This is a genomic window from uncultured Thomasclavelia sp., from assembly GCF_944324745.1.
Classification (GTDB): Bacteria; Bacillota_I; Bacilli_A; order Erysipelotrichales; family Coprobacillaceae; genus Thomasclavelia.
Window position 1 is genome coordinate 25,048 of sequence record NZ_CALUXO010000081.1, and the last position, 20,665, is coordinate 45,712.

Consider the following 20,665-nt stretch of genomic DNA (forward strand, 5'->3'; position numbering starts at 1 on the left):
GATGAAAGAATTAGTATTAATTGACGGAAATTCATTGTTGTATCGCGCATATTATGCCACTGCAGCAATGGGGAATTTAATGACTAATAAAGACGGTATTCCTACTAATGCCGTTTTTGGTTTTGCCAATATGCTTGAAAGTGTCTTAAAAGGTAATCCCGAATATTTAGTAGTTGCTTTTGACTATGGGAAAAAGACTTTTAGAAATGATTTATTTGAAGTTTATAAGGGAACGCGTAGCGCTACTCCAGATGAGTTAGTCTGCCAATTTTCGATGATTCGAGAATATTTAACTGCTCATGGCATTAAATATCAGGAAGTAGAAGGTTACGAAGGTGACGATGTTATTGGTACTATTGCTACGCAGGCTAGTAAAAAGCGTTTTAAAGTTAGTATTGTTACTAGTGATAAAGATATGCTGCAGTTAGTTACTGATGAAATTAGTGTTTATTTAACTAAAAAAGGAGTAGGTGAATTAGAAAAAATTACACCAGCTAAATTTAAGGAAATGTATGGTTTGATTCCTGATCAAATGCGTGATTTAAAAGGCCTGATGGGAGATAAGTCTGATAATATTCCTGGTATTCCTGGAGTTGGAGAGAAAACAGCTTTAAAATTATTAAAACAATATCATACAGTAGAAAATCTTAATGACCATCTAGATGAGTTAAAAGGAAAGATGGGAGAAAAGATTCGAACTAATATTGATCAAGGTTTATTATCTAAAAAGATTGCGACAATTATTAAAGATGTACCAATAGATGTTGATGTTGAAGATTATCGTTATACTGGGTATGAGTATAATGAATTAGCGGAGTTCTATCGTCGCTATGGTATGAATTCATTATTAAAAAGAATGTCATTAAGTAAAGAAGAAGCAGAACCAGTTAAAGAAGTTAAAGTCGAAATTGTTTCTAAGTTACCAGTGATCAAACGTGATAGTGCATTAGTTGCTGGGGTATTTGATAGTAATTATCATCGTTCAATTATTATTGGTTTTGCCATTTATAATGATAGCGAAGCTTATTATATTGGTTTAGAAGATGCATTGAATTGTGCTAATTTTAAACAGTTTATTGCTTCTGATAAAATTGAAAAATATGGCTATGATATCAAAAAAGCTATCAATGCTTCAAGGTGGCATGGCTTAATGATTGAAAATTATGTTTTTGATTTACAGCTGGCATCATATATTTTAAATCCAAGCTTAAAAGATGAAATTCGCAGTGTATGTGAATATTATGATTATTATGATGTTTATTATGATGAAGAAGTGTATGGTAAAGGAGCTAAGAAAAAAGTTCCTGAAACCAGTAAAGTTGCTGATCATTTAATTAAACAGGCTAAAGCAATTTATGTGTTGAAAGATCAGGCAATTGAAAAATTAAAACACGAAAATCAATATGAGTTATATAAAGATGTCGAAATGCCTGTGGCCAAAATTTTAGCGGATATGGAATATCAGGGAGCTAAAATTGATTTGAATGTTTTAAAAGAACTGCAGGCAGAATTTGGTAATCAAATTGCCGTTTTGGAACAAGAAATCCATCAATTGGCTGGCAAAGATTTTAATATTGCCTCACCAAAACAATTAGGTGAAGTTTTATTTGTCGATTTGGGATTACCTAATGGGAAAAAGACCAAAACCGGATATTCAACGTCAGTTGAAATTTTAAATAAGATCAAAGGATTCCATCCAATTGTAGAAAAAGTCTTGAAATATCGAACATTATCAAAACTATATTCAACTTATATTGTTGGCTTGCAAGATCAAATCTTTGTTGATGGAAAGATTCATACAATCTATAATCAGGCTTTAACTCAAACAGGACGTTTATCATCAACTGATCCTAACTTACAAAATATTCCAGTTAAAACACCAGAAGGGAAATTAATTCGAAAGGCCTTTATTCCTGAAAATGACTATTTAGTTTCTTTTGACTACTCACAAATTGAATTAAGGGTTTTAGCGCATCTGGCAAATGTAAAATCGTTAATAAAAGCTTTCAACGAAGATAAAGACATTCACCGTCATACTGCCAGTGAGGTTTTCAATGTTCCGGAAGATCAGGTTGACAGTACAATGAGACGAAATGCAAAAGCTGTTAACTTCGGGATCATTTATGGAATGTCAGATTTTGGATTAGCTGAACAAATTGGAGTCAGCGTTTCTAAAGCTCGGGAGTTTATCAACAGTTATTTTGAAAATTATCCAGAAATCAAAACATATATGGATAATAATATAGAGTTTTGTAAGAAAAATGGTTATGTTACAACGATGTTAAATCGTAAACGATTTATCAAAGAAATCAACGAAAAAAATTATATGCGTCAGGAATTGGGAAAAAGATTAGCCATGAATACCCCAATTCAGGGTTCAGCTGCTGATATTATTAAAGTAGCAATGATCAAAGTGGATCAGCTTTTAAAAAAACATCAGCTAAAATCTAAAATGATCTTACAAGTTCACGATGAGTTGATTTTTGATGTTTATCAAGATGAATTAGATGAAGTAATGGAACTAGTGGAAAAAGGAATGAGCAGTGCAATCAAAATGAATGTCGAATTAAAAGCTGAAGGTAGTTATGCCGTTAACTGGTATGAACTAAAATAAAAGATGCCAGAGTTACCAGAAGTTGAAACTGTTCGTAATACTTTAAAACAGCTAGTTATTCATCGAAAGATTGAATCAATCGAAGCTATTTATCCTAAGATCATTGAAGATGATCTTGAGACATTTATCAATACTTGTACCAATCAAACAATCAACGATATTGATCGTCTGGGAAAATTTTTGATTTTTAAACTTGATGATATTGCTTTTGTATCCCATTTAAGGATGGAAGGTAAATACCATTATGTTGATAAAACTGAACCATTAAATAAACATGACCATATTATTTTTAATCTCGATAATGGCAAACAATTACGTTATAATGACACGCGTAAATTTGGTCGGATTAAATTAGTCAGCTTGGATAATTATCGTAATGAGCCACCATTATCTAAATTAGGTCCGGAACCGTTTTTTGCCAATGCTGATGATTTATACCAGCGTTTCCAGCAGTGTAAACAGCCAATTAAGAATGCTTTATTAGATCAAAGTATTTTAGCCGGAATTGGTAATATTTATGCTAATGAAATTTGTTTTGCTTTATTATTGGATCCTAATGCCCCAGCTTGTAATTTAAAAAAAGAAACAGTTGCTGAGTTAATTAAAGTATCTTGCGATATTTTAAATGAAGCAATTAGACAAGGGGGAACAACAATACATTCATTTTCAGCTAATGGAATTGATGGACTATTTCAGGTTAAGTTGAAAGTACATATGCAAAAGACCTGTTCAATATGTAATGGGCCAATCAGCAAGATTAAAATAAAAGGGCGGGGAACGTATTATTGTCCGCATTGTCAAATACGAAAAGAATAAAAAATTAACCAAATTTACATTGTTTTAATCAATTAATAGTTTTAAAATTAGATTATAAGTTTTTTGGTTAGTTAGCTAATATTGATAAGATTATAAGGAGTATATTTCAATGAAAGTTTATGGAATAACTGGAAGCATTGCAACTGGCAAAAGTACTGTAACTAATTATCTAAAAGAAAAAGGTTATCTGGTTGTTGATAGTGATAAACTGGCTTATGATGCCTTGACAATTGATGATGATTGTATTAATAAAACTAAAGTGCGTTTTAATTTGACCGGTGACACGATCGATCGCAAAGCTCTAGGTAAGATAATTTTTAATGATAAACAGGCTAAAGCCGATTTAGAAGCTATTGTTCATCCTTATGTAATTAAAAGAATTAAAGAGATTATTAGTGAACACCAAAATGACGATGTTATCTTTTTAGATATACCATTATTATATGAAAGCCATCTAGAGTATCTTTGTGATGAGGTAATCGTGGTTTATTTAAATTATCAAGAAGAAGTAAAAAGATTGATGAAACGCGATAATATTGATGAAAAATATGCTAAAATAATAATTAATAATCAAATTAATATCGAAGAGAAAAAAAGACGGGCAGATATTGTCTTAGATAATAATAGTTCGCCTGATCAGCTATTTAAACAAGTGGATAGTTTGCTAAGTGGTAATGTCAATGAATAATAAATTAATGATTTCTGATTTATATACAGTTACAGCTACTTATCCACTTGATAACATTCATCAAAAGACAATTAATTTATTGTATCAGCCCTTGATTGGTAATCAGGCTTGCAGTCTGTATCTAACCTTGTATAGTGAATTAGATCAATTATCATTAACTAAAGCAGCTAGTCTACATCATCGGCTAAGTAAAATTACTAATATGACTTTAGATGAAATCAGTGACGCCAGTTTAAAATTAGAGGCTATTGGTCTAATCAGTAAATATCTAAAAGAAACAGAAAATAAACGTATTTTTTGTTATGCATTGAAAACACCATTAACACCGGCTAGATTTTTTAATCATGCGATTTTAGCACCGTTATTAAAACAGCGCTTAGGACATGAAGATTTTCAAAGAACTAAAATATGTTTTAAATCATCAGGTTATCGTCATGATGGATTTAAAAATATTACCGCAAAGTTTACCGATGTCTTTGATCTTGATTTGACGCATCAGACTAATCATTTAGTTGAAAAAGATTATTTTGGAACCGATTATGGCAATATTAATAGTGATTATGATCTTGATTTATTTTATCAGGGATTAAAAGACTATCAAATTAAAGCTTCAAGTATTACTAAAGATGATGAAGAATTAATCGAACAATTAGGAATGTTCTATCGAATCAATGTATTAGATATGCAAAGATTAGTTAAAGAGGCAATGTTAAATGATAAAATCAATCATGATGAGCTAATAAAAAAATGTCGTGATTATTATGATTTAAAAGTACCTGAAACATTTAACGAAATTTATCATCATCAGCCAGTAATCCATCAAAGCAGTTCTAATGATGAGGCATTGAATAACCATATTAAATATTTAGAAAGTGTAACGCCTTATCAATTATTAAAAGATAAGCAAGGTGGTCGGGAACCATTAAAACATGATCTACAAATCGTTGAATCAATTATGACTTCATTATATTTAGAACCAGGAGTAATGAATGTTTTAATTGAGCTAACGTTATCACAATGTGATAATGTTATTTCCCGAGCATTTATGCAAGCACGAGCTTCCCAGTGGCAAAGAAAGAAAATTAAAACCGTCAAAGATGCTATGGATGAAGCTAAAGTGTATTTAAAATATCGACGTGGTAATTTAGAAGTGGAAGAGACTAGCAGTGAAAATAATCTTGTAGAAAATGATAGTGTTGATGATAATGAATTAGATGAATTTTTAAGTCAGTTTGAATAGGAGGATAAAATGGAAAATATCCGGGATTTTAATATTTTTACTAATGATGAAAATTTTAAGAAAAACAAAGAAAATAGTATTAATGAACTGATGAAAGATCATAATATTATTAAAGTTTTAAAACGGTTTAATCTTACCAGAAGAGATATTGAAGAAAACTGGATTGAGTTTTTAGATTATCAAGAAGATTTAAATCAATGTCTCGGATGTCGATCATTGAAATCTTGTCCCAAGATTTCTAAAGGGATGGTTCGCTGTTTTAATTATCATGACGGGGAAGTTAGTTTGTCATTGCAGCCGTGTAGTTTTGGTCAGGCATATTATGCTGATCAAAAAATATTAAGTGATATTTTACTTAAAAATGTCAGCAGTAAAATATTATTAACTAAGCCCAGTGATTTAACGATTATTAAAGATCCAGATAGTAATGGAAAAGCAGTTGTTAAAATATTAAGTGATTATATAAAAGAGCCAGGTGCTAAAGGTGTATATTTATATGGCAGTGGTGGTACTGGTAAAAGTACACTAATGGGATTTTTGATTAGATGTTTAGTGACTAAAGGATATCAGTGTGGTTATATTCATTTTCCGACATTTTTAATGGATATAAAAGCTTCATTTGGAAATGAGGGAATTAATAATTCGATTGAGTTAATGAAAAAACTTGAATATCTAGTTATTGATGATGTTGGTGGTGAAAATGTTACTCCGTGGTCACGTGATGAAATTTTATCATCAGTAATTGCCTATCGACTTCAAAATCAAAAGGCAACTTTCTTTACTAGCGGTTATTCTTTAGAACGTCTTAAAAAGATTTATACTTTAAAAGCTAGTGATAAAGAAAACGTTGAACGGTTAATTTCAAGAATGAAAGCGATTAGCACTGCTGTTGAACTCAAAGGGAGGGATTTGAGATAGTAATATTAGTGTAAAAATATTGGATTTTAGATGGAAACAATAGAATATTTATGTTAAAATGACTAGGAAATTAATACGAGGTAAAGGAGGAAAAACAATGGTTAAATGTATTGGTGTATTAACTTCTGGCGGCGATGCTCCAGGGATGAATGCGGCTGTTCGTGCTGTAGCTAGAGCATGCTTGAACAAAGGGATTGAAATCTATGGTGTCCGTTTAGGATACAAAGGATTACATGAAGGCGATTTTATTAAATTTGATCGTCATAGTACTCGTAATATTATTAATCTTGGGGGAACAATTTTAAAATCAGCTCGTTTCCCAGAATTTAAAGATCCTGAAGTTAGAAAAGAAGCTATCGAACAAATGAAAAAAGTTGGAATGGAAGCATTAGTAGTTATCGGTGGAGATGGAAGCTATAACGGTGCTTTAAAACTTACTGAGATGGGTGTTAACTGTATTGGTATTCCTGGTACAATTGACAATGATATTCCTGATACTGATTTTACAGTTGGATTTGACACAGCTTTGAATACAATTGTCGATGCATTAGACCGCTTAAGAGATACATCTGGTTCTCATCAACGTTGTACTATTCTAGAAGTAATGGGACGTCGTTGTGGTGACCTGGCAATTAACGCTGGTATTGCAGCTGGAGCTGAAATGGTTATTACTAGCGAAATAGGATATGATGAAGATCATATCATGGAAGTTTTAAAAGCTGCTAAAGCCTCAGATAAAAAACACGCTATTGTTGTAATCACAGAACATATTACTGATGTTCATGAATTAGCGAAAAAAGTTGAAGCTAGTACGGGATTTGAAACAAGAGCAAATGTTTTAGGACATATGCAAAGAGGGGGACGTCCTTCAGCACGTGATCGTGTTTTAGCGTCTCGTATGGGTGTTTTTGCTGTTGAATTATTAGAAGCTGGAAAAGGTGGTTTATGTGTAAGTGAAGTACATGGTGAAATTAAAGGTTTACCAATCACTGAAGTTTTATCACATAAACGTGCTGTTGATTATGATATTTACGAAGATTTATTAAAGATTCGTTAATATAAATTTATAAAAAAGTGAGGAAAGGTAATAGGTATGGTATTTGCTTTAAAAGAAAGAAAGAAAAAAACAAGAGTAGTTTGTACAATTGGTCCTGCAAGTGAAGATGAAAAAATGATGCGTAAATTAATTCTTGCAGGAATGAACGTTATTAGATTAAATTTTTCACATGGTGATTTTGAAGAACATGGAAACAGAATTAAGTTAGCTCGTAAACTTAGCAAAGAATGTAATAAAAACATTGCAATTTTATTAGATACAAAAGGACCTGAAATTAGAACTGGGGACTTTGTTGGGGGAAAGACTGAGTTTAAAAAAGGACAAGTATCAGTTATTACAACTGAAGATATCGAAGGAACTAGTGATCGTTTCACTATCACTTATAAAGAATTATATAAAGATGTTAAACCAGGTGGTTTCATTTTAGTTAACGATGGTCAAGTTGAATTATTAGTAGACCATGTTGAAGGTGAAGACATTTATTGTGTCTGCGCTAATGATGGTGTAGTTAAAAACAAACGTGGTATCAATGTTCCTGGAATTAAATTAGGATTCGATTATTTATCTGAAAAAGATATCGCTGATATCACTTTTGGTTGTGAACAAGGTGTTAACTTTATTGCTGCATCATTTGTAAGACGTGCTCAAGACGTTTTAGATGTTAAAAAATTATTAATTGAAAATGGTCATCCTGAAATCCAAATCATCGCTAAAATCGAAAATAGCGAAGGTGTTGAAAACATGGATGAAATCTTAAAAGTTGCTGATGGTATCATGGTTGCTCGTGGAGACTTAGGGGTAGAAGTACCTGCTGAAGATGTACCATTAATCCAAAAAGAAATCATCAAAAAATGTCGTGCAGCTGGAAAAATAGTTATCACAGCTACTCAAATGCTTGATAGTATGCAAGAAAATCCACGTCCAACACGTGCAGAAGTTAGTGACGTTGCTAACGCTATTTATGATGGAACTGATGCTATCATGTTATCAGGTGAATCTGCACAAGGTAAATATCCTGAAGAAGCAGTTATGACAATGACTAAGATTGCCTTAAAAACTGAAGAAACATTAGATTATGATGCATTATTAAGAAGAGCAATCAGAACAGCACCAGTAGATACTTCTGAAGCTATCTGTATGTCTGTAGCTGAAATTGCATCTAAATTCAAAGTAGCTGCAATTGTTGTTTACACTGAAAGTGGATTCACTGCTAAAAGAGTATCACGTTATCGTCCAGAATCTATGATTATCGCTGCAACACCTTATGAACCAGTTACTCGTTCATTAGCATTAAACTGGGGTGTTAAAGGTGTCGTATGTAAACATATGGAAGATCGTTCAGCTCAAATTGAATATGCTCAAATTTTAGCTAAAGAAAATGGTGTTGAACCAGGTGAACAAATCTTGATCACTGCTGGTACACCAGGTGTAAGCGGGGCTACAAGCTACTTAGAATTAATTACTGTTAAGTAATTAAATATCATAGTTTTATGGGCTAAAGCTGTTAAAGCAGCTTTAGCTTTTTATTTTAAGTAAATTGATTGTCGAAGCCTGGCGATTATTTTTTCTTTCTATCTTGAATAAAATAGGTTATAATGTTTTCGGTGATAAATATGGAAAAAAAAGCACGACAAAATTTAATCATTAGTCTGATATGTGCGGTAATTGTGGCTGTTACATTATATTTTATGTATGATAGTTTTCAATTCCAAACTTATGGAGGGGTTATTTATTTTGATTATGTTTTATCTGGCTCTAATGAACAGATTAGTGTTGATAACTTAGAAGTGTATTTAGATCAAGATGATTTTTTGATTGATCAAGGAAAGATAGTTTTTAATGATCCTAGTTTATTGACTCAACCAACTGGTTTTAGTTTAGATTTATCTGATGGTAATCAATCTTTTAATATGAATTTTGCACTAGAGAATTATGATCAAAATCTTACTAGTTATGATTTTTCTACATATCAAGAATCTTCAGCTGATTTTGCCTTAGATGATATAACCACTGCCACTTTAACAATCACTAATGGTGATAATACTATGAATTTAGATTTATCAATTGAACCACTATTAAGACTTGAAAGTTCTAACAAAGAATATCGAATTGAAAATGCTGCCGTTTCTAAGTCAATGATTCGTTTAGGTTCTTTAACAACTTCAATCGATCATATTATGGAAAATTATCCTAATGTTTCTTTAGAATATCGGTATTTAAAAGATGAAAATGGCGATTTGGATGATAATGAAAATTATGTAGTTTTTACTAAAGTTAGTGGGGCTAGTAAGGATTATATTAATGGAGACAGTTATGGAACTTATTTGCTTGATGATAGTGAAATTGATTTAACTAAGAAAAAATTGAGTGTTGTTGTAATTTTAAGCAACGATGAAGATCGTTTTGCTTTTGCCATTGATTTAAATATTCAAGAAGCGGGTGATTCTAATGAATAAATTAAAGAAAGATTTTATCGTTGTATATTTACTACGTAATGCCTTAGCGACACTATTGATTACTTTAATTAGTTTTGGTTATAGTTTAATTGACTATTATCATATTTCACTTATAAGTGCTTTAAGAAGAATTTTTACTGATAATTTTTATACCACTATTTACTTTTTACTTTTATGGATCTTAAATTATTTATTATTTGAAATTTATAAAACGATAATTGATATAATCAAGAAAACCATTGGTAAACAGGTTAAAGTTCCTTTTGGCAGCGTTATTCCTTTGGCCGTTTTAGTTGTAATTATTTTAATTGATTTTAATCTGTTGTTTAAAGTTAATTTTGTTTTATTATTAGTATTTATGTTTGCTCGTTCAATTAAAGAAATAATTAAAGAAAGAATCAAAAAATAGACTCATAGAGTCTATTTTAATAAATGGCAAATTGATTCAATCATCGTATCTTTTTGCAAATTATTTAATGAATTATAATATTGTTCAAATAATACTCCTAAACCTGGTAAGATGGCTTCTTCTTTAGAAGCGATGCCACTATTAATAATTTCTTTAAGTTCATCGAAAGTACTATTATGAAGTTTACTTAATAAAGCATTCCGGATATCCACTAAAATCACTCCTCAATTATATTATTGGAATATTTGCGAGGTTTTATACTGAGGTAATTATGGAAATTAGACAAATTGAATTAAAGGGACAAATATATGAATATCAGTTAAATATTAAACCAATAAAACGCTGTTACCTGAAAGTAAAAAGCGGTCAGATTATTGTTAGTTGTTCACCTTTATTTACTATTGCGGAAATTGAAAAATTGATAAAAGCTAATGCGGATAAGCTGGTAAAATACTTAGATAATTATCAAAGTAAATTTAACTATTGTCATAATGGCTATTTATATTTATTTGGTCAATATTATCAAATCATAGTCCATGATTTAAACAAAAATCAGGTAGTTGTTAAAGATAAGCAACTAATCGTTTATCATCATCAAGTTCAAAAAAATGTGGAAAAGTATTTAAAAGCAGTTTTAACTAAATATATAACAAGTCGCATAGATTATTGGCTTAAAAATTCATTTAACTTAAAAATGCCAAAAATTGAAATAAAAAAATATAAATCCCGCTGGGGAAGCTGTTATCCTGGGCAAAACAAAGTCAGTTTTAATTTGGCTTTAGTTCATTTAGACTATGAATTAATTGATTATGTGATCGTTCATGAGCTATGTCATTTCATCCAGGCCAATCATTCAGCTAAATTTTATTTAGAAGTGGCTAAACGCATACCGGATTATCAAATTATCCAAAGGAAATTAAAGGAGGTCGGAATATGATTACGTCTACTAGTAATAATAAAATTAAAGAATTAATTAAACTGAAGCAAAAAAAATACCGTCATCAAAGTGGATACTATCTAATTGAAGGGGAACACTTAGTCCAAGAAGCCCTTAAAACAAATCAGGTTGTATCTTTGATTACCACTAAAAAAATTGATAGTGAGCTTGAAGTGATCGAAGTTAGTGAAAATGTAATGGCTAAATTAGCTTTTACTAAATCACCAGCTAAGATCATGGCTAAATGTCTGTTGCCAAAGATTAATCAATTAGTAGATGGTAAACGTTATTTATTATTAGATGATCTCCAAGATCCTGGTAATGTGGGTACTTTAGTTAGAACCGCTCTGGCTTTTGGTATTGATCAGGTCATTTTATCTGATAACAGTGTTGATTTGTATAATGATAAAGTCTTACGGGCTATGCAGGGGGCTAATTTTCATTTAAGCTGTATTTATGGTAATTTAAAAGAAGTGATTGATATTTTACACCAAAAACAAGTGACTGTTATTGGCAGTGCTTTAGAAAATGGTAAAGATATTAATTTAATTAAACAAAGTGAAAAGATGGCTTTTATTGTTGGAAATGAAGGCAATGGAATGAATCCTGAAATACTGGCTAAATGTGATCAAATTGGCTATATCCCAATTGAAAAGATTGAGTCTTTGAATGTTGCGATTGCTGGAAGTATTTTTATGTATCATTTTAGATAGTTTTTCCTTGATGATTTTCAAGAAAATTGTTGTCAAAAATAAGTAAACAAGTTATAATATCAAGGTATTCAAAAAAACACGTTGATAAGGACTAGTAGATAAGAAAGTTGTTTTAGAGAGGAAGAAAAATGGCTGAAATTCTTCTACAACGGCATTATTGAATTCACCTTGGAGTGCGACTAATCATCGCCGTAGTGACTGCGTTAAAGTTAATTAAGTGCATGATGCTGTTGCATCATGAATTAGGATGGTACCGCGAGATAATCGTTCCTATTGGGAACGATTTTTTATTTTAGGAGGGAAATAATGGAAAATAAATTATTGATGATTAAAGATGAAGCATTAGCTAAATTAGAATCATGTCAGTCTTTAAAAGAATTAAATGATATTCGGGTGCATTATTTAGGTAAAAAAGGACCAATTCAAGAAGCTATGAAATCAATGAAAAATATGGCACCTGAGGAAAGAAAAAAATTTGGTCAAACTTCAAACTTAGTTAAACAAGAGCTTTCAAAAGCAGTTGAAGTGACTAAAGAAAAACTAGAAAATCAGGCAATTTTAGATAAAATCAATCGTGAAAAAATTGATATTACTTTGCCAGGATATAAATTAGATCAAGGTACAATTCATCCTCTATCAGCGATTGTTACTGAGTTAGAAGAGCTATTTTTAGGAATGGGTTATCAAATAGCTGAAGGTCCTGAAGTAGAGACAGATTACTTTAACTTTGAATTAATGAATCTGCCAAAAGACCATCCAGCTCGTGATATGCAAGATACTTTTTATATTGATGATAGTCTTTTAATGAGAACACATACTTCACCAGTTCAGGCGCACACTTTATTGGCGGCTAAAGGACAGGGCCCAATCAAAGTAATTTGTCCTGGTAAAACTTATCGTCGTGATGATGACGATGCTACTCATTCACATCAATTTATGCAATGTGAAGGTTTAGTAGTTGATAAAAATATTACGATGGCTGACTTGAAAGGAACTTTACAAGTTTTTGCTCGTAAATTATTTGGAGAAAAACGGGAAATTAGATTCCGTCCATCATACTTTCCATTTACTGAACCATCAGTAGAAGTAGATATTTCATGTCATAACTGTGGTGGAAAAGGTTGTTCAATGTGTAAACATACTGGATGGATTGAAATTTTAGGAGCCGGAATGGTTAATCCTCGGGTATTAGACATGTGTGGTTTTGATTCAACGGTCTATCAAGGATTCGCTTTTGGAATTGGGATCGAACGGGTAGCCATGTTGAAATACGGTATTGATAATATTCGTTATTTCTATAATGATGATATTAGATTTTTAAATCAATTTGGTAGAAAGGAGTAGAATAATGGATATTAGTTTAAATTTATTAAATAAATATGTAAAAGTTGATGATCAAGATCCTCAAGAATTAGCCGATAAGATTACAGCAGTTGGTTTAGAGGTTGAAGGAATGCATCAGTTAGCTCATGGGACTAATATGACAATTGGTTATGTTAAAGAATGTACGATGCATCCTGATAGTGATCATTTAAAAGTTTGTCAAGTCGAAGTAAGACCAGGTGAAATTAAACAAATCGTCTGTGGAGCTCCTAATGTAGCGGCCGGGCAAAAAGTTATCGTTGCCAATCCGGGTTGTGACTTAGGAAATGGTTTTGTTATTAAAGAAAGTAAAATTCGTGGTCAAGAATCTAACGGGATGATTTGTTCAATTGCTGAATTAGGACTTGATCAGCGTTTATTAAAACCAGAAGATAAAGATGGAATTCATGTTTTAGATGCTGATGCACCAGTTGGAAGTGATCCATTAGAATATATGGGATTAAAAGATACAATTTTGGAAATCGGTTTAACACCTAATCGTTCTGATTGCATGGCTTTAACATCTTTGGCTTATGAAGTAGCGGCAATTTTAAATCGTGATGTTACCTTACCTGAAATTAAACCAACTGGTAAAGAAGGTTCCGGAATCACTGTGGCAGTTGAAACCGATTTATGTCCATTCTTTGGAGCTAAATTAGTAAAAGGGGTTACAACGAAAGAATCACCAGTCTGGTTACAAAATGCTTTAATCGCTAGTGGCATTAAACCAATTAATAATGTTGTTGATATTTCTAACTTTGTGATGTTAGAGACAGGGCAACCAATTCATATGTATGATTATGATAAATTAAAACAAAAGTCTTTTGTTGTTAAAACTGGTTTTGATTGCAATGAAGTAATGTTAGATGGTGAAGAATATAAAATTGAGCCAAATGATATTATTGTCTCTACTGATGATGGTATTGGTTGTATCGCTGGGGTTATGGGAGCCGATAGTACTAAAATTGATGAAAATACGACTAATATTGTTATTGAAGCGGCTACTTTCAATGGTGCTGCTTTAAGAGAAACTGCTCGTCGTTTAAATTTATTAACTGATGCTTCACAGCATTATATCAAAGGAGCTTTAAATACAGCTAATTCATTAAATGTACTTGAAAGATGTGCTAATTTATTAGTTGAATTAGCTGATGCTAAAGAAGTATACCAAAGTGTTACTACAGATTTAAATGTAGTTGACCGTTATGTTGAAGTAACTACAGCTAAAGTTAATGGATTGCTTGGAACAAAGATTACTACTGAAGAAATTGCGCAAGTATTTAGTTCTTTAAAATTCCAATACACTTTAGATAATGACTGTTTTAAAGTTTTAGTACCAACTTATCGTAAAGATATTACTATGGCGGCTGATTTAATTGAAGAAGTTGCCCGTATTTATGGCTATGATAAGATTCCAGCAACATTACCAGAAATGTCAATGACTGTTGGTAAACGGACTGATGTTCAAGCCAAAAAACATTATTTACGGACATTATTAAAAGATCAAGGATTACATGAAACTATTACTTATACTTTAACTTCCCCAGATGATGTTGATGACTTTAATTTGTTCCATCATAATGAGACAATTAAGTTAGCGATGCCGCTTGGTGAAGAAAGAAGTGTTACTAGAAAATCAGTAATTGGATCTTTATTACAGGTAATTAATTATAACCAATCTCATAATATTAAAGATGTTAACTTATTTGAATTATCAGGAACTTATTCAAAAGATACAGAGTTACAAAATCTGGCGATTGCTTGTTGTGGTGAATATAATGGTTTAGCTTTTAAACAGATTTCTTATCAGGCTGATTATTATTTAGTTAAAGGATTTGTAGAAACTATTTTCAAAAATTTAGGAATTGAAGAATCTCGTTATAAATTGGTTCCAGTTGAAAGTGATAATCAGGCTTTCCATCCAGGACGCTCTGCTTATATTAAAATTGGTAAAGAAATTATTGGGGTAGTTGGTAATATTCATCCATTAATGGAAAAGAAATATGATGTTAAGGATGTTTATATTGTTGAATTGAATCTTACTGCTTTATTAAATTTAAAAACTAGTAAAATTAAATTTAAAGATATTCCAATGTATCCATCAGTTAGCCGAGATATTGCATTGGTTATGGACAAAGATATTCCTACTTATGATGTATGTCGTAAAATTGTTCAAGCCAGCAAGCAATTAGTTAAAGAAACTAACATCTTTGATGTCTATGAAGGTGAACATGTAGAAGCTGGTAAAAAATCAGTTGCCATAAATTTAGTTTTCCAAGATCCTAAGGGAACACTTGATGAAGCAACTGTTAATGCAGCAATGGAAAAAATCTTAGCTGCAGTAGCTAAAGATTTCCAGGCCGTACTTAGAGGATAGAGGTATTTTTGAAATACCTCTTTTTTAAAGATGATTATTTTATTAATAGTAAGTATTGTTATATTAATTGTCTTAATTAAATTAGTTATTCGAATTATTTACAAAAATTATTTATATCAGCAGTTTACTAAGGCACCAGTTACTCAGTATCGTGAGTTGACAAAAGAATATTATCAGTTAAATCAAAAGGTAGCAATTGATGAAAATACCTTTCAAGATTTAGAAATGCCACAATTATTAAAAATGATCAACTATACTTTAAGTCCGATTGGTAATGAATATTTGTATAATTGTTTTTTTAGGCATTCTAATGATTTTAAAATTCAAGAATTAATTATCGAAAGATTGGTTAATCAAGATAAATTAAAAGAAGCTATCTACTGTTTAAGAAAACTAGATAAAGAATATGTTCCAATATTATCATTGAAAGAGAAGTTGTTAAAATATCCCTATCGTTTTAAATTATTATTTATTATCTTACCATTTATTAATTTAATCTTTTTAGGATTAGGGATCATTGATCATCAATATTTTTATATCCCAGTAGTCATTACAATAGCCTGTATTTTAATTAATTTTCAATTAAACGGACGCTATGAAACAGTTAGTTTACAAGTTGGTTCGATCAAGGATATCATTGTCTGCAGTGAAAAATTATTACAGTTAAAGCTCTATCCCGAAGATAAGCAACAAGAATTAAAAAAGGTACTTAAAGAATTAAAGAAATCATTTAAATTAAGCTATTATTTTAACTGTATTTCTTTTATTAATATTATTGGTTTATTAGATTTAATTAAGGCAATTTTATTAATTGATGTTATTCAAACAGCTTGTCTTGAAGCTAAAATTGATAAAATTAATGAAGAACTATTACAGTTGTATGATTTTATTGGTCAAATAGATACGAGTATTAGTGTGATGACCGTTCGGACCCTTTATCAAACTAGTATTCCGCAAGTACTTGATCAAAAAAAGATCATCATAAAAAATGGTTATCATTTATTGATTAAAAATCCGGTTAAAAACTCGGTTGTAATCGATAATAATGCGATAATTACTGGTAGTAATGCTTCAGGAAAATCAACTTTTTTAAAGATGCTTGGGGCAAATTTATTACTGGCCAAAGCAATGAATATTGCATTTAGTGAGCGGTTTCAATATTATCCATTTGCTTTGATTACTTCAATTCATATGAAAGATGATTTAGAAAATGGTTATAGTTTTTATGTTCAGGAAATCAAACGATTGAAAAAGATTACTAACCGTGCTAAAAGTGAATGTTGTTTAGTTTTGATTGATGAAATACTAAAAGGAACTAATGAAACTGAACGGCTAGTTATTGCTCATAGTATCTTAAAATTTTTATTTAGTTTAGATTCATTAACGATTGTATCGACTCATGATATATCTTTAACCAAGGATTTTGAAAATGTTGCTAATTATTGTTTTAATGATATTAAAAGAAATGATGAAATTGTTTTTGATTACTTGATCAAAGATGGAATTTGCAGTACCGGAAATGCGATTGCTATTGTTAAATCGATGGACTTTGATCCTAAAATAATTGAGATGTTAGAATAAAATCGGAGTAGCTAATTACTCCGATTTTATTATTGGTATGCTTTTGTATTCTGCTTCGATCAACTGCTGGGGCTTTTTTGATAGACATGATAATAATTTAGTGGCTTTAAATTCTAAATCTAAAGCTGGATGACGATAGCTCGAAAAATTAGTTACGAGCTGATATTGACAGCTTTTTTTGATATGGTTTAAGTATTGTTGTCCTCTATGATTCATTTTTAAAATACGTATATAATCAATCTGTTTTGCCTGGTTAATTATATCTTTAGTATTGTTCATTAAGATATGAACCAGCATTCTTTGGATTCTGGATCTAGTATAGCGCTTAGAAGTAAGACTAGTGACTAATTCATCCATGTTTTTAGCATTGATGATTTTTTGAGTCAGCAGGTTTTCAATTCCTTCATCAACTAGATGGATTTGCTGCAGATTTTCTTTAGAACTGGTTAGAATGTTATAGCGAAGATAAGGAAATAAATCATCGAAAAAATAAAATTCTTGATAGTCCTGATAGTTTAACAGCTGACTGGAAATCGGCTGCTTGTTTTTTAAAGCATGGCGAATAGCACTGGCAGAACTAATTGATTCAATTGCCAGGCTATGATAATTATTGGTCCGTTTAATACAATGTAGCTTAATTGGATAGTCATGGTTAATTACTTCTTTAACATATGCTAATCCCAGTAAATCATTGGGGGTAGTAACTGTCTGGTGCATTAAAATTGACAAAGCCTGATTGCAGGCATCAGGATATCGAAGACCAAGTTGCATTTGTTCTTTGACTAATAAATCGTATTGTTCTTGATGCTCTTTTATTGTTTTAGCAATGTTGATAAATTGTTCAATATCACCAGTTTCACTGCCAAAAACAATATCACTGACTTGTAATTTATGTAACAGATCAATCGATCCATAGGCAAAATAGTCAGCACTTTGAACACTATAAACAAATGGTAATTCAATAACTAAATCAACACCATTTTTAATGGCAATTTGACTACGAGTCCATTTATCACTGATTGCTACTTCGCCACGTTGTGTAAAATGGCTAGACATTATAGCAATGGTTACATCTGGAGCCACTAATGCTTTAGCCTGGTTTAAATGGTATAGATGGCCTAGATGAAAGGGATTATATTCAACAACAAGACCTAATACTTTCATGATCGTTCTCCTATGTTAAGCTGATTTATAAGTAAGTTTTTTTATAACTTTAAAAATTGTTGATACAACTAAAATAGCTAAGGCCAGGCTAAGGGATATACCAATTGTATTTAAGAAACTATCTAAAAACAATTCACTGTTTCCTTGGATGCTATAAAGCATTGTGGTATAAATTCCTCGTCCTGGAACTAGCGGGAAACAGCCTATAATTAAAAAGATGGTTGCCGGAGCTTTTAAAATTCGCGCTGCCGTTTCAGCAAAAAAAGCAACAACGCTCATTGCTAAAAAATACGCGGTCATTTCACTGGCAAAATTTAAACAGATTAAATAGATAGCATAGCCAATTGAACCACCTAATGCCGCAATTATACTAAATTTAGGATGGTAATGAATTCTAAAAATAAAACCAAAACCAATACAAGCAATAAAAGCACTTAAACATTGAATAACTCCTAACATTTTATCCTCCTAAGATCATTGTCATTGTTCCAGCACCGATAGCAATAAAAACCGCAATTAATAAGGCCTCTAACATTCTAGCTGTACCTGAAATATAATCACCACCCATAATATCTCGAAAACTATTAGTAATCGCAACACCAGGAGTTAAAATCATTAAACAGCCAATAATTATCGCATCACTATTGATTGTTAATCCCCAGTTTCGGGCAACAATAGCTAAAAACGTAATCAGCATACTTGAAAGCAGGGTACTGACTAGATTGTTGATCTCGAGTATTTCCATCAATAAAATAAAAAAATACAAGATAAACCCAATAAATAATGCGACGATTGTTTCACTTAAGCCACCACCAAAAAAAGTCGTAAAGAAGCCGCTGCCGATACCATAGCCCAAAAAGACTAAATAATAATTAGTTTTGATATTATTGATTCGTTTAATTTCTGCTTGTAGATAACTAATATCTGGTTTATTTTGACAAACATAGCGAACTAGATTGTTTAATTCATAGATCTTATCTAGATTGATCCGATTTTGTCGACTTCGTTTTGATAATGTATATGAAAAGTCATTATTGTTTTTTACACTTAATGTAAAATAAGATGGCAAAGCAAAGACATTGACAAATTCATAACCATAGCTTTGACACATTCTAGTTAATGATTCTTCTACTCGATAGATTTCTGCTCCGTATTTAAGTAATAAACGACCAATTTCTCCAATTGAATCGATTAGTTTTTTATCTTCCATATTTCACCTCAATCATTCAAGAGTATATCATGAAAATAATTTTTTTAATAGCATAAACTATTGTAAAAATTTAAACATTTCATGCAAAGAGACTGATTCTAATGATAGTAGATTTCTATTCACAACTATTTATGCTATAATTTGACTTGCCAGTGATGATGGAGGAGGTTTTAATGAAAGAAGATGGATGAGAGTAAATGATTTTACAAGTATCAAGCCGCAGTGATATCTGTGCAATGTATCCCCAGTGGCTGATTAATCGTTTAAAAGCTGGCATGGTTATGGTACGTAATCCATATAACGAACATCTGGTAAGTAAAATTAATCTTAGCCATGAGGTAGTTGATTGTATTAGTTTTATGACTAAAGATCCATTGCCAATGTTACCATATTTAAAAGAAATCGATCAATTGAAATATCAGTATTATTTTATGGTAACCATTACTCCATATGATAATGATCTGGAAACAAATTTGCGACCCAAATTAGAAATTATCAAAACTTTTAGAAAGTTAAGTACTATGTTAGGAAAAAAACGGGTGATTTGGCGTTATGATCCCATTTTATTAAATGCCCGTTATACCAAAGAGTTTCATTATAAGATGTTTGATAAGATGTGTGCCCTTTTATATCAATACACGGAAATAGTAATTATTAGCTTTATTGATATTTATCAAAATATTTCTGGTTTATTTGATGAAATAAATGCAGCTGATGTTATGGATTTGGCAGCAAAGTTAGGAAAAATTGCCAATAAATATCATTTAAAGATACAAACTTGCAGTGAAAAATATCATTTAGAACAATTTGGAATCCAGCATGGCAGTTGTTTAGATCGTCATTATCTCGAAGAGTTGATCGGCGGAAAATTAAAGATCAAAAAGAATCAAAATAGAAAACATTGTCATTGTGTTGCCAGTATCGATATCGGTGCTTACAATAGCTGTTTAAATGGCTGTAAGTATTGTTATGCAAATAAGCAAAATGTTTATCATAATGTTTTACAACATGATAAAAATAGCCCTTTACTTATCGGCTGGCCAACAAGTGAGGATAAAGTGGTTAATCGAAAGGTAACTTCTAATATTGATCGGCAAATTCAATTAAAAATTTAAACAAAGAT

At 31.1% G+C, this 20,665-nt stretch carries 19 protein-coding genes and 1 other annotated feature; of the genes, 15 read left to right on the forward strand and 4 right to left on the reverse strand.

Annotated elements, in window-relative coordinates:
* Nucleotide 1: 1 nt before the first annotated feature.
* The 9 genes from polA to Q0K54_RS11280 all read left to right on the forward strand — a co-directional run bounded on the left by polA (nt 2) and on the right by Q0K54_RS11280 (nt 10,198).
* Complete coding sequence (gene polA / locus Q0K54_RS11240) at nt 2-2,614, forward strand: DNA polymerase I (RefSeq protein WP_294581350.1); 2,613 nt, start codon at nt 2-4, stop codon at nt 2,612-2,614.
* 3 nt (nt 2,615-2,617) lie between these two features.
* Complete coding sequence (mutM, locus tag Q0K54_RS11245; protein WP_294581352.1) at nt 2,618-3,430, forward strand: DNA-formamidopyrimidine glycosylase; 813 nt, start codon at nt 2,618-2,620, stop codon at nt 3,428-3,430.
* 109 nt (nt 3,431-3,539) lie between these two features.
* Entirely contained in the window at nt 3,540-4,118 is a 579-nt protein-coding gene (coaE, locus tag Q0K54_RS11250; RefSeq protein ID WP_294581353.1) for a dephospho-CoA kinase, read from the forward strand.
* Entirely contained in the window at nt 4,111-5,358 is a 1,248-nt protein-coding gene (locus tag Q0K54_RS11255; RefSeq protein ID WP_294581354.1) for a replication initiation and membrane attachment family protein, read from the forward strand. The genes coaE and Q0K54_RS11255 overlap by 8 nt, the downstream gene beginning before the upstream one ends.
* Nucleotides 5,359-5,367: 9 nt before the next feature.
* Entirely contained in the window at nt 5,368-6,276 is a 909-nt protein-coding gene (locus Q0K54_RS11260; protein ID WP_294581355.1) for an ATP-binding protein, read from the forward strand.
* 97 nt (nt 6,277-6,373) lie between these two features.
* Nucleotides 6,374-7,333, forward strand: a complete 960-nt coding sequence (gene pfkA / locus Q0K54_RS11265; protein WP_294581357.1) for a 6-phosphofructokinase — start codon at nt 6,374-6,376, stop codon at nt 7,331-7,333.
* 36 nt (nt 7,334-7,369) lie between these two features.
* Nucleotides 7,370-8,806: a pyruvate kinase gene (gene pyk, locus Q0K54_RS11270; protein WP_294581358.1), complete on the forward strand. Its 1,437-nt coding sequence runs from the start codon at nt 7,370-7,372 to the stop codon at nt 8,804-8,806.
* A gap of 140 nt (nt 8,807-8,946) precedes the next feature.
* Nucleotides 8,947-9,789: a hypothetical protein gene (locus tag Q0K54_RS11275; protein ID WP_294581359.1), complete on the forward strand. Its 843-nt coding sequence runs from the start codon at nt 8,947-8,949 to the stop codon at nt 9,787-9,789.
* Nucleotides 9,782-10,198 carry a hypothetical protein gene (locus tag Q0K54_RS11280; RefSeq protein WP_294581360.1) on the forward strand — a complete coding sequence of 139 codons (417 nt, stop codon included), beginning with the start codon at nt 9,782-9,784 and terminating at the stop codon, nt 10,196-10,198. Before Q0K54_RS11275 ends, Q0K54_RS11280 begins: the two co-directional genes overlap by 8 nt.
* A gap of 11 nt (nt 10,199-10,209) precedes the next feature.
* On the opposite strand, the gene sspI is transcribed toward Q0K54_RS11280, so the two are convergent.
* Nucleotides 10,210-10,410: a small acid-soluble spore protein SspI gene (gene sspI / locus Q0K54_RS11285; protein ID WP_294581361.1), complete on the reverse strand. Its 201-nt coding sequence runs from the start codon at nt 10,408-10,410 to the stop codon at nt 10,210-10,212.
* A 59-nt stretch (nt 10,411-10,469) separates the two neighbouring features.
* Here sspI and Q0K54_RS11290 point away from each other — a divergent pair, with 59 nt between their 5' ends.
* The 5 genes from Q0K54_RS11290 to Q0K54_RS11310 all read left to right on the forward strand — a co-directional run bounded on the left by Q0K54_RS11290 (nt 10,470) and on the right by Q0K54_RS11310 (nt 17,168).
* A complete protein-coding gene (locus Q0K54_RS11290) occupies nt 10,470-11,135 on the forward strand; it encodes a M48 family metallopeptidase (RefSeq protein ID WP_294581362.1) in 666 nt (221 codons plus the stop codon).
* Nucleotides 11,132-11,848, forward strand: a complete 717-nt coding sequence (locus Q0K54_RS11295) for an RNA methyltransferase (protein ID WP_294581363.1) — start codon at nt 11,132-11,134, stop codon at nt 11,846-11,848. The genes Q0K54_RS11290 and Q0K54_RS11295 overlap by 4 nt, the downstream gene beginning before the upstream one ends.
* Before the next feature lie 72 nt (nt 11,849-11,920).
* Nucleotides 11,921-12,123, forward strand: a binding site (T-box leader).
* Between the two features lie 31 nt (nt 12,124-12,154).
* Nucleotides 12,155-13,192 (forward strand): phenylalanine--tRNA ligase subunit alpha, encoded by a 1,038-nt coding sequence (gene pheS, locus Q0K54_RS11300; RefSeq protein WP_294581364.1) that lies wholly within the window; start codon nt 12,155-12,157, stop codon nt 13,190-13,192.
* Nucleotides 13,193-13,196: 4 nt separating this feature from the next.
* Nucleotides 13,197-15,587, forward strand: a complete 2,391-nt coding sequence (gene pheT, locus Q0K54_RS11305; RefSeq protein WP_294581365.1) for a phenylalanine--tRNA ligase subunit beta — start codon at nt 13,197-13,199, stop codon at nt 15,585-15,587.
* 30 nt (nt 15,588-15,617) lie between these two features.
* Nucleotides 15,618-17,168, forward strand: coding sequence for a hypothetical protein (locus Q0K54_RS11310; RefSeq protein ID WP_294581366.1), 1,551 nt, complete (start codon nt 15,618-15,620; stop codon nt 17,166-17,168).
* A 15-nt stretch (nt 17,169-17,183) separates the two neighbouring features.
* On the opposite strand, the gene Q0K54_RS11315 is transcribed toward Q0K54_RS11310, so the two are convergent.
* From Q0K54_RS11315 to Q0K54_RS11325, 3 genes are read right to left on the reverse strand one after another with little or no spacing between them, the layout of a single operon-like run.
* Nucleotides 17,184-18,332 (reverse strand): nucleotidyltransferase, encoded by a 1,149-nt coding sequence (locus tag Q0K54_RS11315; protein ID WP_294581367.1) that lies wholly within the window; start codon nt 18,330-18,332, stop codon nt 17,184-17,186.
* Between the two features lie 15 nt (nt 18,333-18,347).
* Nucleotides 18,348-18,791 (reverse strand): threonine/serine exporter family protein, encoded by a 444-nt coding sequence (locus Q0K54_RS11320; protein WP_294581369.1) that lies wholly within the window; start codon nt 18,789-18,791, stop codon nt 18,348-18,350.
* A 1-nt stretch (nt 18,792) separates the two neighbouring features.
* Complete coding sequence (locus Q0K54_RS11325) at nt 18,793-19,542, reverse strand: threonine/serine exporter ThrE family protein (protein ID WP_294581370.1); 750 nt, start codon at nt 19,540-19,542, stop codon at nt 18,793-18,795.
* A gap of 197 nt (nt 19,543-19,739) precedes the next feature.
* On the opposite strand from Q0K54_RS11325, the gene Q0K54_RS11330 reads away from it, so the two are divergent.
* Complete coding sequence (locus Q0K54_RS11330) at nt 19,740-20,657, forward strand: DUF1848 domain-containing protein (RefSeq protein WP_294581371.1); 918 nt, start codon at nt 19,740-19,742, stop codon at nt 20,655-20,657.
* Nucleotides 20,658-20,665: the final 8 nt, after the last annotated feature.

Coding starts and splice junctions, on each gene's coding strand:
- polA (WP_294581350.1), top strand. CDS start 2: ATGAAAGAATTAGTATTAATTGACGGAAATTCATTGTTGTATCGCGCA.
- mutM (WP_294581352.1), top strand. CDS start 2,618: ATGCCAGAGTTACCAGAAGTTGAAACTGTTCGTAATACTTTAAAACAG.
- coaE (WP_294581353.1), top strand. CDS start 3,540: ATGAAAGTTTATGGAATAACTGGAAGCATTGCAACTGGCAAAAGTACT.
- Q0K54_RS11255 (WP_294581354.1), top strand. CDS start 4,111: ATGAATAATAAATTAATGATTTCTGATTTATATACAGTTACAGCTACT.
- Q0K54_RS11260 (WP_294581355.1), top strand. CDS start 5,368: ATGGAAAATATCCGGGATTTTAATATTTTTACTAATGATGAAAATTTT.
- pfkA (WP_294581357.1), top strand. CDS start 6,374: ATGGTTAAATGTATTGGTGTATTAACTTCTGGCGGCGATGCTCCAGGG.
- pyk (WP_294581358.1), top strand. CDS start 7,370: ATGGTATTTGCTTTAAAAGAAAGAAAGAAAAAAACAAGAGTAGTTTGT.
- Q0K54_RS11275 (WP_294581359.1), top strand. CDS start 8,947: ATGGAAAAAAAAGCACGACAAAATTTAATCATTAGTCTGATATGTGCG.
- Q0K54_RS11280 (WP_294581360.1), top strand. CDS start 9,782: ATGAATAAATTAAAGAAAGATTTTATCGTTGTATATTTACTACGTAAT.
- Q0K54_RS11290 (WP_294581362.1), top strand. CDS start 10,470: ATGGAAATTAGACAAATTGAATTAAAGGGACAAATATATGAATATCAG.
- Q0K54_RS11295 (WP_294581363.1), top strand. CDS start 11,132: ATGATTACGTCTACTAGTAATAATAAAATTAAAGAATTAATTAAACTG.
- pheS (WP_294581364.1), top strand. CDS start 12,155: ATGGAAAATAAATTATTGATGATTAAAGATGAAGCATTAGCTAAATTA.
- pheT (WP_294581365.1), top strand. CDS start 13,197: ATGGATATTAGTTTAAATTTATTAAATAAATATGTAAAAGTTGATGAT.
- Q0K54_RS11310 (WP_294581366.1), top strand. CDS start 15,618: ATGATTATTTTATTAATAGTAAGTATTGTTATATTAATTGTCTTAATT.
- Q0K54_RS11315 (WP_294581367.1), bottom strand. CDS start 18,332: ATGAAAGTATTAGGTCTTGTTGTTGAATATAATCCCTTTCATCTAGGC.
- Q0K54_RS11320 (WP_294581369.1), bottom strand. CDS start 18,791: ATGTTAGGAGTTATTCAATGTTTAAGTGCTTTTATTGCTTGTATTGGT.
- Q0K54_RS11325 (WP_294581370.1), bottom strand. CDS start 19,542: ATGGAAGATAAAAAACTAATCGATTCAATTGGAGAAATTGGTCGTTTA.
- Q0K54_RS11330 (WP_294581371.1), top strand. CDS start 19,740: ATGATTTTACAAGTATCAAGCCGCAGTGATATCTGTGCAATGTATCCC.